This is a genomic window from Streptomyces sp. W16, from assembly GCF_033194735.1.
GTDB lineage: Bacteria > Actinomycetota > Actinomycetes > Streptomycetales > Streptomycetaceae > Streptomyces.
The window spans coordinates 1-14159 of the sequence record NZ_JAWOAI010000056.1; the positions used below are offsets into that span (position 1 = coordinate 1).

At 70.4% G+C, this 14159-nt stretch carries 10 protein-coding genes; 5 read left to right on the forward strand and 5 right to left on the reverse strand.

Annotation, left to right across the window (positions count from 1 at the left end; all coding sequences use genetic code 11):
- Positions 1–215 precede the first annotated feature (215 nt).
- The gene (locus R6V09_RS10380; RefSeq protein WP_317881069.1) at positions 216–2285 is read right to left on the reverse strand and encodes a fibronectin type III domain-containing protein; all 2070 of its coding nucleotides are present in this window, start codon (positions 2283–2285) and stop codon (positions 216–218) included.
- Positions 2286–2652: 367 nt separating this feature from the next.
- Between R6V09_RS10380 and R6V09_RS10385 the strand changes: the two genes are divergently transcribed.
- The 5 genes from R6V09_RS10385 (at position 2653) to R6V09_RS10405 (ending at position 8777) form a co-directional block, all read left to right on the forward strand.
- Positions 2653–3807, forward strand: coding sequence for an ROK family transcriptional regulator (locus R6V09_RS10385; RefSeq protein ID WP_317881070.1), 1155 nt, complete (start codon positions 2653–2655; stop codon positions 3805–3807).
- A 98-nt stretch (positions 3808–3905) separates the two neighbouring features.
- Positions 3906–5708, forward strand: a complete 1803-nt coding sequence (locus tag R6V09_RS10390; protein ID WP_317881071.1) for a gamma-glutamyltransferase family protein — start codon at positions 3906–3908, stop codon at positions 5706–5708.
- 106 nt (positions 5709–5814) lie between these two features.
- The gene (locus tag R6V09_RS10395; protein ID WP_317881072.1) at positions 5815–6657 is read left to right on the forward strand and encodes an inositol monophosphatase family protein; all 843 of its coding nucleotides are present in this window, start codon (positions 5815–5817) and stop codon (positions 6655–6657) included.
- A 168-nt stretch (positions 6658–6825) separates the two neighbouring features.
- On the forward strand, positions 6826–8235 hold the full coding sequence (locus tag R6V09_RS10400; RefSeq protein ID WP_317881073.1) for a phytoene desaturase family protein: 1410 nt from the start codon (positions 6826–6828) through the stop codon (positions 8233–8235).
- Complete coding sequence (locus R6V09_RS10405; protein ID WP_317881074.1) at positions 8232–8777, forward strand: O-acetyl-ADP-ribose deacetylase; 546 nt, start codon at positions 8232–8234, stop codon at positions 8775–8777. The genes R6V09_RS10400 and R6V09_RS10405 overlap by 4 nt, the downstream gene beginning before the upstream one ends.
- A 21-nt stretch (positions 8778–8798) precedes the next feature.
- Here R6V09_RS10405 and R6V09_RS10410 read toward each other — a convergent pair whose 3' ends face one another.
- The 4 genes from R6V09_RS10410 to R6V09_RS10425 all read right to left on the reverse strand — a co-directional run bounded on the left by R6V09_RS10410 (position 8799) and on the right by R6V09_RS10425 (position 14108).
- Positions 8799–9833 carry a hybrid-cluster NAD(P)-dependent oxidoreductase gene (locus tag R6V09_RS10410; RefSeq protein WP_317881075.1) on the reverse strand — a complete coding sequence of 345 codons (1035 nt, stop codon included), beginning with the start codon at positions 9831–9833 and terminating at the stop codon, positions 8799–8801.
- The gene (locus R6V09_RS10415) at positions 9830–11083 is read right to left on the reverse strand and encodes an aromatic ring-hydroxylating oxygenase subunit alpha (RefSeq protein ID WP_317881076.1); all 1254 of its coding nucleotides are present in this window, start codon (positions 11081–11083) and stop codon (positions 9830–9832) included. The genes R6V09_RS10410 and R6V09_RS10415 overlap by 4 nt, the downstream gene beginning before the upstream one ends.
- A gap of 50 nt (positions 11084–11133) precedes the next feature.
- Positions 11134–13188 carry an NADH:flavin oxidoreductase gene (locus R6V09_RS10420; RefSeq protein ID WP_317881077.1) on the reverse strand — a complete coding sequence of 685 codons (2055 nt, stop codon included), beginning with the start codon at positions 13186–13188 and terminating at the stop codon, positions 11134–11136.
- Between the two features lie 134 nt (positions 13189–13322).
- Entirely contained in the window at positions 13323–14108 is a 786-nt protein-coding gene (locus R6V09_RS10425) for an IclR family transcriptional regulator (protein WP_317881078.1), read from the reverse strand.
- Positions 14109–14159 lie beyond the last annotated feature (51 nt).

The following is a 14159-nucleotide window of genomic DNA, read 5'->3' on the forward strand; positions in this document are numbered from 1 at the left end:
CCGCCGCGGCTCTGGTCGGCGCGTAGCGGCTCGCCCTGCGGGCCGAACGGGTCTTGCGGACGCGGGGGGTTGAGCCGGGGGCGGTGGCCGTGGTGGTCACCGCGGCGGACGGCGGTGTGGTCGGCGTCTTGGGCTCGCCCTGTGATGTGACCACCACGGAACTCTCCTCGGATGTCGGTCGGTTGGAACGCCGGTCGGGGTCGGGCGGACGTGGGTCAGAGGGTGATGCGGTCCACGTCGGCGGCGTAGTCCGTGGCGTTGCCGAAGGTGATCGTGTTGTCGCCGGCCTTCAGCTGGACGGGCACGGTGATCGAACTCGGCCGGCCCCAGTTGTTGTCGTTGCTGCCCGGCAGGAACTGCTGGAAGGAGGTGTCACCCGTGCTGATGATCATCGTGCGGCCGGTGTCGCCGTCGGTGTAGTCGACCTTCATCAGGTAGGTGCCGTCGCGGGGCGCGGTGACGTGGTTGACCGCCAGGGTTCCGGTGCCGCCGAGGTTGCCGACCTTCTTGCCGCCCGAGCACGCGGAGCAGTCGCCCACGGAGGCGTTGCCGCTGAGGGTGTTCCCGGAGGCCTCGGCCTCGTAGGCGACCGGTCCGCCGGCCGCCGTGGTGGTGACGTCGACTCCCTTGCTGGGGGCGGACTTTCGGCCCTTCGCGTCGTGGGCGACCACGGTGAGGGAGTAGGCGGTACCGGCCTTCAGACCGCTCACGGTGGCGGAGGTGCCGGTGACGGTGGCCTTCTTGGTGCCATTGGCGTACACGTCGTAACCGGTGGTCTTCGTACCGGAGTTCACCGCGCTCCAGGCGAGCGAGACGCTGTCGCCGGTCGACGCGGTGCCGTGCACGTTGAGCGGCACACCCGGGTGGGTTCCGGTGCTCGGAGGCGTGATGCGCAGCAGACGTGAGCCGTGCGGGGCCAGGTTGTCGGTGAACTTGCCGCTCACCGAGCCGAGGTTCTTGTGGCTCCACAGGTCGCGGACCTTGGCCTTGCCGCTGATGCCGAGGTCGCTGAAGTCGGCGGTCACGTCCGAGTAGCCCTTGCCCAGGTTGAACAGGGCCACGGTGTAACTGCCGTCCGTGTTACGGGAGTACCAGACCTGCTGGGGGGTCTTCTGGCTGACCGGCCTGGCCGGGTTGCCCGCCTGGTCGACCGCGATGACCTCGTCGTTGGTGAGCAGCTTCAGACCGTACTTGTCGAGCTTGGTGAGGTCGTCACCGATGTACAGCGGCGCGGCCTCGATGGCCCACAGCGTCATGTAGCTCTGCCGCTCGGTCTGGTTGACGCCGTCCATGACGTCCGAGCCCACGTCGAGCGAGTCGAGGTTGTTCCAGTGGCCCGGCCCTGCGTCGTCGATCCACGGTACGACGTCGTTCCAGCGCGCCTTCACGGAGTTGTTCCACGTCACCAGCGTGTCGCAGTAGCACTCGACGTCCGTGTCGATGCGCCAGCCGTTGGAGTTGGCCTTCCAGACGTCGGCCTGGTTGTGGCTGAGCGACCAGGACAGGGTGAACTCGATGGGCCGCCCGGTGTTCTTCAGGGCGGTGTGCCACGCCTGGATGTCGGGGACGTTGTTGTGCGCCGCGTCGCCCTGGTTGGAGCCGGGGCCCACCCCGTCGATCTTGAGGAAGTCGACGCCGAACGAGGCCAGTTGGTCGGCCTCGGACTGGATGTACTTGGTGGTGCAGGGGCTGGAGAAGTCCAGCTGGTAGGAGACGTCGTCCCAGCCGCTGGTCTTGCGCAGGTCCGGGTAGACGATGTCCTTGGTGGTACAGCCCGGGGCGTTATAGATGGGCGTCTTGCCGTCGTTGTACGCCTGCTGGTAGAGGCCGACGGCCAGATACAGGCCGAACTTCAGTCCCTTGCGGTGGAGTTGGTCCGCCAGGTACTTCATCCCGTGCGGGAACTTCGTCAGGTTCGGGGTCGGCCGGGCATAAGCGTCGCCCTTGGCGTCGTTCCAACCGGCGTCCACGTTCACGTAGTCGTAGCCGTGCGACTTCAACTTCGCGGACAGCACGTCGGCCTGCTGCAGGACGTGCGCCTCGGTGAGCCAATCCCCGCCGTAGCCGGGGAAGTTGGTGGATTCGACGCTCCAGGTGCTGTAGCCCATGTAGGGCTTGGCGGCCACGACGGGCGTGGTCGTGACAGTCGTGGTACCGGATGCCTGGGCCCCCGAGGCGTCCGCGGCGGTCGCGGCCCGTGCGGAGGCGGGCACGACGAGCGCCGCCGTCAGCGCGGTGAGGCAGGTGAGGGTTCTCAGACGTGTGGGTCGAGCTGGACGAGGCATGTGTGTACTCCGTCAGGGCGCGGCTGCAGGCGGGTTCCCGCCTGAGGTGTCGGGTGCGGGGAGCCTCTCGGTGGTGGTCGTCCCGGGACATCACCGAGAGGGTTCGCTGGGACCAACGGGCGAGTGGGTGGGGGCCACACACTCCTCACCGGCGCAGGACCGTCCCGTCCGCCCCGACGAGGAGTGCGGCGAATCTAGGCTTAGTTTCCTTCCAGCGTCAACATAGTCGGCCCCTAGAAAACTCCGACCTTTGTGGGGCCTGGTGGGGGGTTTCGGCCACCTGTTGTCGAATGACCTGCGGTTTCAGGCCGATAGGGCCGATGTATATCCCTTGTCTTACTTTCCAAAGGAAAGGTAACGTCGCCCCATGACCCTCGCCGACCAGCCACCCGCGGCCGCACTCGTCCTGCAGACCCTGCTCCAGCACGGTCCGCTGAGTCGCGCCGAGATCGGCCGGCGGACCGGACTGACCGCGGGAGCCGTCACCAAAGTGGCCACCTCGCTGATGGCCGACGGCTGGATCACCGAGGGAGGCCGGCCCGCCACCGAGCGCACGAACGGCCGCCCGGCGACCCCGGTCGAAGTACGGGCCGAACGCGCCCTGTTCGCCGGTGTGAAGGTCACCGGCGAGGAACTCATCGGCGTACTGGCCGATCTGACGGCCCGTCCGCTGGCCTCCCGTCGCGTCCGGCTCGGCTCACGCGACGTGGGCACCGTCGTGCTGGCCATCGCCCGACTGGTCGACGAACTGCGCACGGCGGCGAACCTGGAGGGCGCCACCGACCTCCACGGCATCGGGGTCACCATCTCCGGCGACGTGGACAGCCAGTTGGGCACGGTCCAGTACTCGCCCTTCCTCAACTGGCGCCGGGTACCGCTCGCCCAGCTCGTCGAGACGGCCACCGGGACACCCACGGTCATCGAGAACGACGTACGGGCCCTGACCGTGGCCGAGCAGTGGTTCGGCGCCGGTGTCGGCCTGTCGATCTTCGCCCTGGTCACCGTCGGCGCCGGCATCGGCGCCGGGCTCTGTGTCGCCGGCCGAGTGGTCTCCGGGGCGCACGGTGTGGCGGGCGAGGTGGGACACCTCCCGGTGAGCGGCACCGACCGGATCTGCACCTGCGGCAACACCGGGTGCGTGGAGGCGGTCGCCTCCACCCACGCGATCGTCGAGCAGGCCCGACAGGCCACCGGCGACGCGGAGTTGACCATGGACGGCGCGATCCGCCTCGCGCACACCGGCGACCCCGCCGTCCGGGCCGTCTTCGCCCGCGCCGGACACGCCGTGGGCCTCGCCCTGGCCTGCGTCGCCAACCTCATCGGACCGGAGCGGATCATCATCTCCGGCGAGGGCGTCGCCTCCTACGACCTGTTCGCCGACCACATCCGGCAGGCCTTCGTGGACCACGCCTTCGGTGCCGCGGTGGACTGCGATCTCGTGGTCCGCCCCCTGCCGTTCGAGGAGTGGGCGCGCGGCGGGGCGGTCGTCGCGGCACAACGGGTGTTCGCTCCCGCGAAGTAGGGCGGTGACGTGTGCACGCCCCCGGTCGATAGTCTGCTGCCCGATCAGGGCGACCGGAGCCGAGCCCCGGCCCACGCGCGCGAACACCGAGGTGAGTTATGTACTTCACCACCCGCCCCACGCTCCAGGGCACCTTCGGCATGGTGTCCTCCACCCACTGGCTGGCCTCGCAGTCGGCGATGGCCGTCCTGGAGAACGGCGGCAACGCCTACGACGCCGCCGTCGCCGGGGCCTTCGTCCTGCACGTCGTCGAGCCGCACCTCAACGGCCCGGCCGGCGAGGTGCCCATCCTGCTCGCCCCGGCGGGCGGCGAGGTACGGGTGCTGTGCGGACAGGGCGTCGCACCCGCAGGCGCGACGATCGACCATTACAGGGGACTCGGTCTGGATCTCGTACCCGGTACGGGACCCCTCGCGGCGGCCGTCCCCGGAGCCTTCGACGCCTGGCTGTTGCTGCTCCGCGACCATGGCACGAAGTCCCTCGCCGACGTCCTGAAGTACGCCATCGGGTACGCCGAGGACGGGCACGCGTGCGTGGAGAACGTCGGGGCGACCGTCGAGGCCGTACGGGAGCTGTTCGAGACGGAGTGGACCTCGTCGGCGGACGTGTACCTGCCCGGCGGGAAGGCGCCCAGGCCTGGCGAACTGTTCCGCAACCCCGCCCTCGCCGCCACCTGGAAGCGGCTGCTCGCAGAGGTCGGCGGGGTGGGTGACCGGGAGGCCCAGATCGAGGCGGCACGGGAGGTGTGGCGGTCCGGGTTCATCGCCGAGGCCCTCGTACGGCAGTCCGGGCGGCCCACCATGGACACCAGCGGCGAGCGCCACACCGGCACCCTCACCGCCGCCGACCTGGCCTCCTGGTCCGCGTCCTACGAGGCGCCGGCGACGTACGACTGGAACGGCTGGACACTCTGCAAGGCAGGCCCCTGGAGCCAGGGCCCGGCCTTCCTCCAGCAACTCGCGCTCCTCCCGCCCGAGTTGCCCGCCCACGGATCCGCCGACTACGTCCACCTCCTGATCGAGGGCTGCAAGCTCGCGATGGCCGACCGGGAGGCCTGGTACGGGGACGCGGGCGAGGAGTCCGTACCGCTGGGGGAGTTGCTGTCGGCGGACTACAACGCGGCGCGACGGGAGCTGATCGGCGAGAAGGCCTCGCACGAGCTGCGGCCCGGCAGTCCCGGAGGGCGCGTGCCACGGCTCAGCGGGCACGCGCGCGTGGTGGCACCCCCGGAGTCCGGGTTCGACCCGATGGGGGCGGGGGAGCCGACCGTCGCGCGGGTCACGGCCGACGGCGGTACCCGGGGCGACACCTGCCACCTCGACGTCGTCGACCGCTGGGGCAACATGATCGCGGCCACGCCCAGTGGCGGCTGGCTCCAGTCCAACCCGGTGGTGCCCGAACTGGGCTTCCCCCTCGGCACCCGGCTGCAGATGGCCTGGCTGGAGCCCGGCCTGCCCAACTCCCTTGCCCCGGGCCGCCGTCCGCGCACCACGCTCACCCCGTCGCTCGCCCTGCGCGACGGAGTGCCGGTCCTGGCCTTCGGCACGCCCGGCGGGGACCAGCAGGACCAGTGGCAACTGCACTTCTTCCTGGCGGTCGCCACGCGCGCGAAGGCACGCGGCGGGCTCGACCTCCAGGGCGCGATCGACGCCCCGAACTGGCACAACGACAGCTTCCCCGGCTCCTTCTACCCGCGCGGCATGCGACCGGGCAGCGTGACGGTCGAGTCCCGCATGAACGCGGCCGTGGTGGAGGAACTCCGTCGGCGCGGCCACGACGTGACCATCGGGGACGCCTGGTCCGAGGGGCGGCTGTGCGCGGTCGCCCGGGACCCCGAGGCCGGAATCCTGTCGGCGGCGGCGAATCCGCGGGGCATGCAGGGGTACGCCGTGGGGCGCTGAGGCCCCCGCGAAAGCGCTGAACCCCGGCTCCGGGTGTTCATGGTGATTCCACCCGGAGTGCACCAGGCGGGTGGGGATTGTCAGTGACGCGTGCTCTCATGGAGACATGATCGAAGACACCGAAACCATCGACGAGTTTCTCGTACAGCACACGGCCGACGTCGAGGACGCGATCCGCAAGGCGGCGGCGGCCGAGATCATGCCCCGCTTCCGGCAGCTCGCCGCGCACGAGATAGACCAGAAGAGCGGCCCGCACGACCTCGTCACGGACGCCGACCGCAACGCCGAGCGGCATCTCACCCAGGTGCTCGGCGCCCTCCTGCCCGGCTCCGTCGTGGTCGGCGAGGAAGCGGTGCACGCCGACCCGGAGACATACGAGGCGATACAGGGCGACGCCCCGGTCTGGATCGTCGACCCGGTCGACGGCACCCGCCAGTTCGTGCGCGGCGAGACCGGCTTCTGCACCCTGGTCGCCCTAGTCCGGCACGGCGAACTGCTCGCGTCCTGGACCTATGCCCCCGCCCGCGACCAACTGGCCATGGCGGTGAGGGGCGGCGGCGCCTTCCTCGACGGCGTCCGGCTGCGCTCCGGTGCCCCGGACCCCACCCGGGACCTGGAAGTGGCCACCTCCCACCCGGACTACACGACGGACGCCCAGAAGCGCGCCCTGCTCGGCCTCTGGGCGGACGGTGTGCGCACGCGCCCGTGCGGCTCGGCCGGACTGGAGTATCTCGCCATCGCCCGGGGCGAGTTGGACGCCACGGCCTTTTCCTGGGAGGCGGCCTGGGACCACGCGGCGGGCCTGCTCCTCGTCGAGGAGGCGGGCGGCGCCCACCTCACGCTCACCGGAGAGCCGTTCCGCATCACGGGCGGCAACGCACTCCCGTTCACGGCGGCCCGCGACGCGGCGACGGCCCGGCGGGTGAACGAACTGCTGAGGGCGTCGTAGGGTCACGGGTTCCGCACACTGGACGGGCTGGCCCCGGGATTGTCGGTGCCGCGGCATATCCTGACTCCAGGGCCTGTCGTCAAATTCCCGCCGTCCGCCCGGAGGGCGGGTCCTGCGGCGTCGGGCCCTGTTGCCATCGGCTGACGAAGGGGTCCGAAGGTGCCGTCGATGCTCGATGCGGTCGTGGTGGGTGCGGGGCCGAACGGACTGACGGCTGCCGTGGAGCTGGCCCGGCGCGGCTTCTCCGTGGCCGTGTTCGAGGCACGGGACACCGTGGGCGGCGGCGCCCGCACCGAGGAGCTGACCCTCCCCGGCTTCCGGCACGACCCGTGTGCGGCGGCGCACCCGCTGGGCATCAACTCACCCGCGTTCCGCGCCCTGCCCCTGGAGCGCTACGGCCTGGAGTGGCTGCACGCCGAACTGCCCATGGCGCACCCGTTCACCGACGGCAGCGCGGCCGTGCTGTCGCGGTCGGTCGCGGAGACGGCCGCCTCCTTCGGACCGCGTGACGCGGGGACGTACCGCAGGCTGGTCGAGCCCTTCCTCCCCAAGTGGGACACCCTGGTCCGCGACTTCATGTCCCTGCCGAGCACCGCGCTGCCCCGCGACCCGGTGACCCTCGCCCGTTTCGGCCTGGCAGGTCTGCCCCCGTCGACCTGGCTGACCAGCCGCTTCCGGGACGAGCGCGCCAAGACCCTGTTCGCCGGACTGGTCGGCCATGTCATGGCCCCGCTCAACGGGTTCGCCACCGGAGCCATCGGCCTGGTCTTCGCCCTCGCGGCACACGCGCGCGGCTGGCCGGTCGCCCGCGGCGGCTCCCAGTCCATCTCGGACGCCCTCGCCGCCTACCTGAAGGACCTCGGCGGCGAGATCCACACCGACTACGAGGTCAAGCGCCTCGACGACCTGCCCCCGGCCCGCGCCTACGTCTTCGACACCTCGCCCACCGCCCTGGCGAAGATCGCGGGCTTCGGCAACTACTACGAGAACTTCCGCTACGGCCCCGGCGTCTTCAAGGTCGACTACGCGCTGGACGGCCCGGTGCCCTGGACCGCCAAGGAGGCGCGCACCGCCGGCACCGTGCAGATCGGCGCCGACAGCACGGAGATCGGCAACGCCCTGCGCGCGGCGTCCCGCGAGAACCGCGCCCCCGAGCGGCCGTTCATGATCACCGTGCAGCCCAGTGTCGTGGACCCCACCAGGGCCCCGGCCGGCAAGCAGGTCTTCTGGGCCTACGGCCATGTCCCCAGCGGCTGGACCGGCGACCTCACGGACGCCCTGGAACGCCAACTGGAGCGCTTCGCCCCGGGCTTCCGCGACCGCGTCCTCGCCCGAGCGACCGCTGGCCCGCCCCAACTCGCCGCCCGCAACGCCAACTACGTCGGCGGCGACATCGGCACCGGCGCGGTCTCCGGACTCCAGATCCTGCTCCGCCCCAAGCTTTCCCTCTCCCCGTACGGCACCCCGCACCCGGCCGTCTTCATCTGCTCCTCGGCGACCCCGCCCGGCCCCGGTGTGCACGGCATGTCGGGACACAACGCGGCGAAGGCCGTCTGGCGACGACTGAGGCAGTCATGACCACCATCACCCTCGTCCGGGGTGACATCACCCGGCAGAGCGCCGACGCGATCGTCAACGCGGCCAACTCCTCCCTCCTGGGCGGCGGCGGAGTCGACGGCGCGATCCACCGCAGGGGCGGCCCCGCGATCCTGGCGGACTGCCGCAAGCTCCGCGCCTCCCTCCCCCACGCTCGAACAACCTCGCGCGGGGGGACCCCCATCGGCAAGGGTCTGCGCACCGGCCAGGCGGTCGCGACGACGGCGGGCGAACTGGACGCCCAGTGGGTGATCCACACGGTGGGACCCGTCTACTCCCGCGAGGAGGACCGCTCGGAACTGCTGACCTCCTGCTACCGGGAGTCGTTGCGGGTCGCCGATGAACTCGGCGCCCGTACGGTCGCGTTCCCCGCCGTGTCCGCCGGTATCTACGGCTGGCCGATGGACGACGCCGCGCGCATCGCCGTAGAAACCGTGCGGGCCGCGGAGACTTCGGTCGACGAGGTCACCTTCGTGCTGTTCGACGAGGCGGCGTACGAGGCGTTCGGTCGGCAGGCCCGCTGACCGAGCCGGGTGGGGTGGTCCTCATGCGTCGATCACCACGTCCTCCAGCGGCTTTGAACAGCACAGCAGGATCTTGTTCTGGGTGATCTCGCGTGGCCGGATGCCTCCGTTGTGCTGCATGTCGACGGAGCCGGAGAGCAGGGTCGTCTTGCAGGTGCCGCACATGCCCTGCGCGCAGGAGGCCGGCAGGCTGAGGCCGGCTCTGGACGCGGCGGCGAGGAGCGAGGTGTCGGCGTCGCACTCGATGGTGCGTCCGCTGCGGGTGAACTCGACCTTGAAACCGGTGTCCGCAGCGGCCGTGGGCGAGGCGTCGGCCGTCGTGGTCGTCGCCTCGAAGGTGAAGCTCTCCTCGTGGTAGCGGTCCATGTCGAGGCCCGCGTCCGACAGCATCTGCCGCACGGCGGCCATGTAGGGGGCGGGGCCACAGGTGAAGACCTCCCGTTCGAGGAAGTCCGGCGCGATCTGCCGGAGCGTCTCGATGGTCAGTCGGCCGCGGTGTCCGCCCCAGGGGGCGTACGGGCGGTCCTCCTCGCAGATGTGGACGATCCGGATGTTGGGCGCGGTCGCGGCGATGAGGTCGAGTTCGTGGCGGAAGACGATGTCCGCCGGGGTGCGCGCGCTGTGCACGAACACCACGTCGGCGGGGTCCGCGAGGTCGTACAGCGTCCTGGTCATCGACATCGACGGCGTCACTCCGACACCCCCGGACAGGAAGAGGTACTTGGGCGCCGGATGCCGGGCCGTGGAGAACTCGCCGAGCGGTCCGTGTGCCCGCACGGTGTCGCCCGGCTTGAGGTGGTCGTGCAGCCAGTTCGACACGAGCCCGCCCGGTAGGCGCTTCACCGTGATCGAGAGCAGGAAGGGGCGGGTGGGGGACGAGGAGATGGTGTAGCAGCGCTGGACCGGCCGGCCGTCGATGTCGAGGGCCAGTGTCAGGAACTGGCCCGGGTCGTGCCGGAACAGCCGGGGTTCGGCGTACTCGAACACGAAGGTGCTGACGTCGTGCGTGAGCGGGTGCACCTGACGGCAGACCAGCAGCTCTTCGGTCTCGCTCATGGCTGGAGCTCCAGGTGTGCCTTGAGCCTGGTCACGTACCAGTTGACGAACGCCTCGACCTGTTCCTCCGTCGGACCGTACGGGCCCGGCAGGTAGGCCGGGCTGCTGATGCCCTGGTGGGCGCGAGCGACCAGCACCGCGTCCTGGTCGTTCGTGGCCTTCCACACCTTCGTGAGGGTGTCGAGGTCGTAGTCGATCCCCTCGACGGCGTCGGCGTGCACGAGCCAGGTGGTGCGGACGAGGGTGCGGTCCGGGCCGAGCGGGATCACGGAGAACGTGATCGCGTGGTCGGCCATGAAGTGGAACCAGGAGTTGGGCTGGATGTGCATGGACAGCCGGCCCAGGCGGGCCGTGGGGAAGTCCGCCAGCAGGCGGGTGCACGCGGCCGTGCCGTCCGGGGTGTACGACTCCCCGGCGAGGTCGAGTGGTTCGCGCTGGATGCGGAAACCGGTGGGGCGGGTGTCCAGTTCCTCGATCTCTGCGTAGGGCAGACCCAGGGAGTCGTAGGTTTTTCGGGCCTCGGCGTCGGCCAGCAGGAAGCGTTCGTAGGCGGGGCGCAGCGCGGGCGGGATGTCCTTCTCCTGGTAGCCGTAGATGGGGAAGTAGCAGGCCTGGAGCTCGGGATGGCCCACGCAGTGGTAGCACTCCCGGTTGTTCTCCATGGTCAGCTTCCAGTTGCCGTTCTCGACCAGGTCGATCTGCGTGGCGACCTTCGCCTTGGCGAGGTTGTGCGGTGCGAGATACGGCTCGATGCGGGCGGCGACCTCGTCGAAGTCCTCCGGCGGCTCCTGGGCGAGGCAGATGAAGACCAGCCCGGCCACCGTGCGCGCGTGCACCGACCGCAGCCCGAAGCAGGACGGGTCGAAGCCGGGCGCCTGGGACTCGGCGTACAGCAGCTTGCCGTCCACGCCGTACGTCCAACGGTGGTACCCGCAGACGATGTTGCCCACCGAGCCGCGCTCCTCGTTGAGGATGCGCGCCCCGCGGTGGCGGCAGACGTTGTGGAAGGCCCGGACGTCCTCGTCGTCGTCGCGCACGACGATGATCGAGTACGACCCGAGGTCGACCGTCACATAGTCGCCGGGCTCGGGAAGCTCCGCCTCGGCGGCCACGAACAGCCAACTCCGGGCGAAGACGGCCTCGATGTCGAGGTCGAAGAACTCCTCGCCGACGTAGAACGGCGCTTCGAGGCTCTGACCGGCGGGACGGCGGGCAACGAGGTCGCCGACGTCGGAGGTCGCTTGCTTCATCTCATCTCTCCGGTACGACTGGGGAGTTGACGTGCGGACGGGGGTGGCGCTCAGACCGGCAGGCACAGCCGCAGCGCGTCGTGGATCGCGGCGTGGATGTTGCGGGAGGCGACGGCGTCGCCGATGCGGAAGAGCTGGTAGTGGCCCGCCTCGTTGCGGACCACGGACTGCTGCTCGTGTCCCAGCAGGGCGCGGTGGTCGACCTCGCCGAAGTTGGTGGATCCGGGGAGGAGTTCGACGTACAACTCGTCCGTCGGCAGGGTCCCGTGCTCCACGATCACGTGGTCCACGATCCGCTCGGTCTCGGCCTCGGTGTACTCGCTGTAGAGGGTCGCGGCCAGCCGTCCGTCCCCGGTGCGGCGCACGGAGCGCAGCCGCTGGGCGAGCGTGGTGGTGACACCGTGCGCGGTGAACGCCCTTAGATAGGCAGGGGAGTTCATGCTGCCGACGTCGGGGGCGAGGGCGCGCTCCGGGGTGACGAACTCGATCCGGACGTCGGGCGACGCGGTGAGGACTTCCACGGCGTCCATGGCCGGGTAGCCGCCGTGGTCGTCGTAGACCAGGATCTCGCCGCGCGGGCGGCGCAGCGAACCCGTCATCACGTCCCAGGTGTCGGCCACCAGGCCCTCACCGGCGGTGAGGAAGCTGCGGTTGGGCATGCCTCCGGTGGCGACGATCACCAGGTCGGGGTGTTCGGCGAGGACGTCGTCGGGCTCGGCGTACACGCCCAGGCGCAGGTCGACGCCGAGGATCTTGCACTCGGCGAGGCGCCAGTCGACGATCTGGATCAGATCGGCCCGGCGCGGGTTCGACGCGGCGAGCCTGATCTGCCCGCCGGGCTGGTCGCTCGCCTCGAACACGACGACATCGTGGCCGCGTTCGCCCAGTACCCGAGCCGCCTCCAGCCCGGCCGGTCCCGCTCCGACGACAACTGCCTTCCTACGGCTGCCCGTTGTGCGGGAGATGAGGTGGGGCAGGTGGAGTTCGCGGCCGACGGACGGGTTGTGGACGCACTTGGTGTCGCCTGAGTCGTAGATCGCGTCGAGGCAGTAACTCGCCCCGACGCAGGGCCGGATGCGGTCCTCCTGGCCGGCCTTCACCTTGGCGACCAGGTGCGGATCGGCGATCTGCGCACGGGTCATGCCGACGAGGTCGAGCAGTCCTTCGCGCAGGGCGTGCCGCGCGGTGGCGACGTCGGCGATGCGTGCCGCGTGCATCACTGGGATGGCGAGGCGTCGCTTGATCTCACCGGTGAAGTCCAGGTACGGACCGAGCGGGGTGCCGATGGACGGGATGGCCTTCGCCAGGGACGCGTCGCGCTCGATGGAACCGTGGATGGTGCTGATGAAGTCGATGCCGTCGGCGGCGTACTGCTGGGCGGCGGTGAGTGCCTCGTCGAAAGTGAGGCCGCCGGGTTGTGCCTCGTCCAGCGACATCCGGATCCCGACGACGAAGTCCGGGCCGACGGCTTCACGGACGGCCCGGATCACCCGGCGCGGAAACGCCATGCGATTCTCCGGGCCGCCGCCCCACTCGTCGTCGCGGTGGTTGGTCGCGGGGGAGAGGAAGCTGTCCAACAGGTGGCCGTACGCCTCCAGTTCGATGCCGTCGAGACCGCCCTCCCGGCAACGGACCGCCGCGGAAGCGTAGTCGGCGACGATCCGGTCCAGGTCCCAGGGCTCGGCGGCCTTCGGGAACGCGCGGTGCGCGGGTTCGCGCAGCGGTGAGGCGGACACCACCGGGAGCCAGTCGCCGGTGAAGTTGCTGGTGCGGCGGCCGAGATGGGTGACCTGGCACATGACGGCGGCCCCGGCCTCGTGCACGTCGTCGGTGAGCCGGCGCAGCCACGGGACGATGTCGTCGCGGTACAGGAGCAGGTTGCCGAACGCCGGCGGGCTGTCGGGCGAGACGACCGCCGAGCCGCCGATCATCGTGAGACCGACTCCACCCCGCGCCTTCTCCACGTGGTAGGCGCGGTAGCGGTCCTTGGGCATGCCGTCCTCGCCGAACGCCGGTTCGTGGGAGGTGCTGACCACGCGGTTGCGCAGGGTGAGGTGTTTGAGCCGGAAGGGCTGGAGCAGGGGGTCCAGGATGGCTGAGGGCACGGCTGCTCCTCGAAGGATGCTGTGGCGCGTCTGTTTCACGATGCAAAACAGCATCGCCATACGAGACAAATGGTGGAGCTGGGAATCCCCAGCCGTCAATAGCCCGCCGTGTTAACTCGCCGTGCGCGCAGCGCTCATCCGCGTTTCACGTACCCCCGGCGCCAGGAGATCTTCGCGGCGGCTGCCAGCAGCTGCTCCGCGAGACCGGGCACGGTGTCCTCGGTGAGGCGGAAGGTGGGTCCGGACAGGGTCACGGCCGCGATGACCTTGCCGTCCAGGGCACGGATCGGGGCGGCGATGGCGGCCAGTCCGATCTCGTGCTCCTCGCTGGTGGTGGCGTAGCCCCGCTCGCGGATGGCTTCCAGCGCCTCCGCAAGGGTCGTCGGGTCGACGATCGTGTGCGGGGTGTACTTCTCCGCCCCCTCGGCGAAGATCTCCGCGACCTGGTCCGGGGTCATGTGCGCCATGAAGAGCTTGCCCGCCGCGGTGGCGTGCAGCGGGGCGCGCCGGCCGACCCAGTCGATGCTCGCGATCACCGCCGCACCGATCGCCTGGTCGATGGTGATCACGTCGTGCCCGTCATGGATCGCCACGTTCACGGTGTCGCCCACGGCCGCGGCCAGTTCCTGGCAGACGGGACGGCTCAGCAGGGACAGGTCGTTCACCTTGCTCGCCCCGGCGGCGAGTTCGACCATCGTGTACCCGATGCGGTACCGCCCGCGCTCGGTGTCCTGCTCGACCAGACCCCGCGACTCCAGGGTCGCCAGCAGCCGGAACACGGTCGACTTGTGGATCCCCAGCTCCTCGGCGATCTCGGTCACACCGCTGGGACCCCGCGTGGCCAGCACCTGAAGGATCGACACCGCCCGGTCGACGGACTGCACCGAGTGATCACGTGGGCGGCTTCCGTTGCTGGTCATGGCGGAAGGGTAATCGAGCGGAAGGCGCTGCCCGCGAGCCCGGTGAACCGC

Excerpts from the sequence above, each read along its gene's own strand:
- R6V09_RS10385 (WP_317881070.1), top strand. The coding sequence starts at position 2,653 with ATGACCCTCGCCGACCAGCCACCCGCGGCCGCACTCGTCCTGCAGACC.
- R6V09_RS10400 (WP_317881073.1), top strand. The coding sequence starts at position 6,826 with ATGCTCGATGCGGTCGTGGTGGGTGCGGGGCCGAACGGACTGACGGCT.
- R6V09_RS10380 (WP_317881069.1), bottom strand. The coding sequence starts at position 2,285 with ATGCCTCGTCCAGCTCGACCCACACGTCTGAGAACCCTCACCTGCCTC.
- R6V09_RS10410 (WP_317881075.1), bottom strand. The coding sequence starts at position 9,833 with ATGAGCGAGACCGAAGAGCTGCTGGTCTGCCGTCAGGTGCACCCGCTC.
- R6V09_RS10415 (WP_317881076.1), bottom strand. The coding sequence starts at position 11,083 with ATGAAGCAAGCGACCTCCGACGTCGGCGACCTCGTTGCCCGCCGTCCC.
- R6V09_RS10390 (WP_317881071.1), top strand. The coding sequence starts at position 3,906 with ATGTACTTCACCACCCGCCCCACGCTCCAGGGCACCTTCGGCATGGTG.
- R6V09_RS10395 (WP_317881072.1), top strand. The coding sequence starts at position 5,815 with ATGATCGAAGACACCGAAACCATCGACGAGTTTCTCGTACAGCACACG.
- R6V09_RS10405 (WP_317881074.1), top strand. The coding sequence starts at position 8,232 with ATGACCACCATCACCCTCGTCCGGGGTGACATCACCCGGCAGAGCGCC.
- R6V09_RS10425 (WP_317881078.1), bottom strand. The coding sequence starts at position 14,108 with ATGACCAGCAACGGAAGCCGCCCACGTGATCACTCGGTGCAGTCCGTC.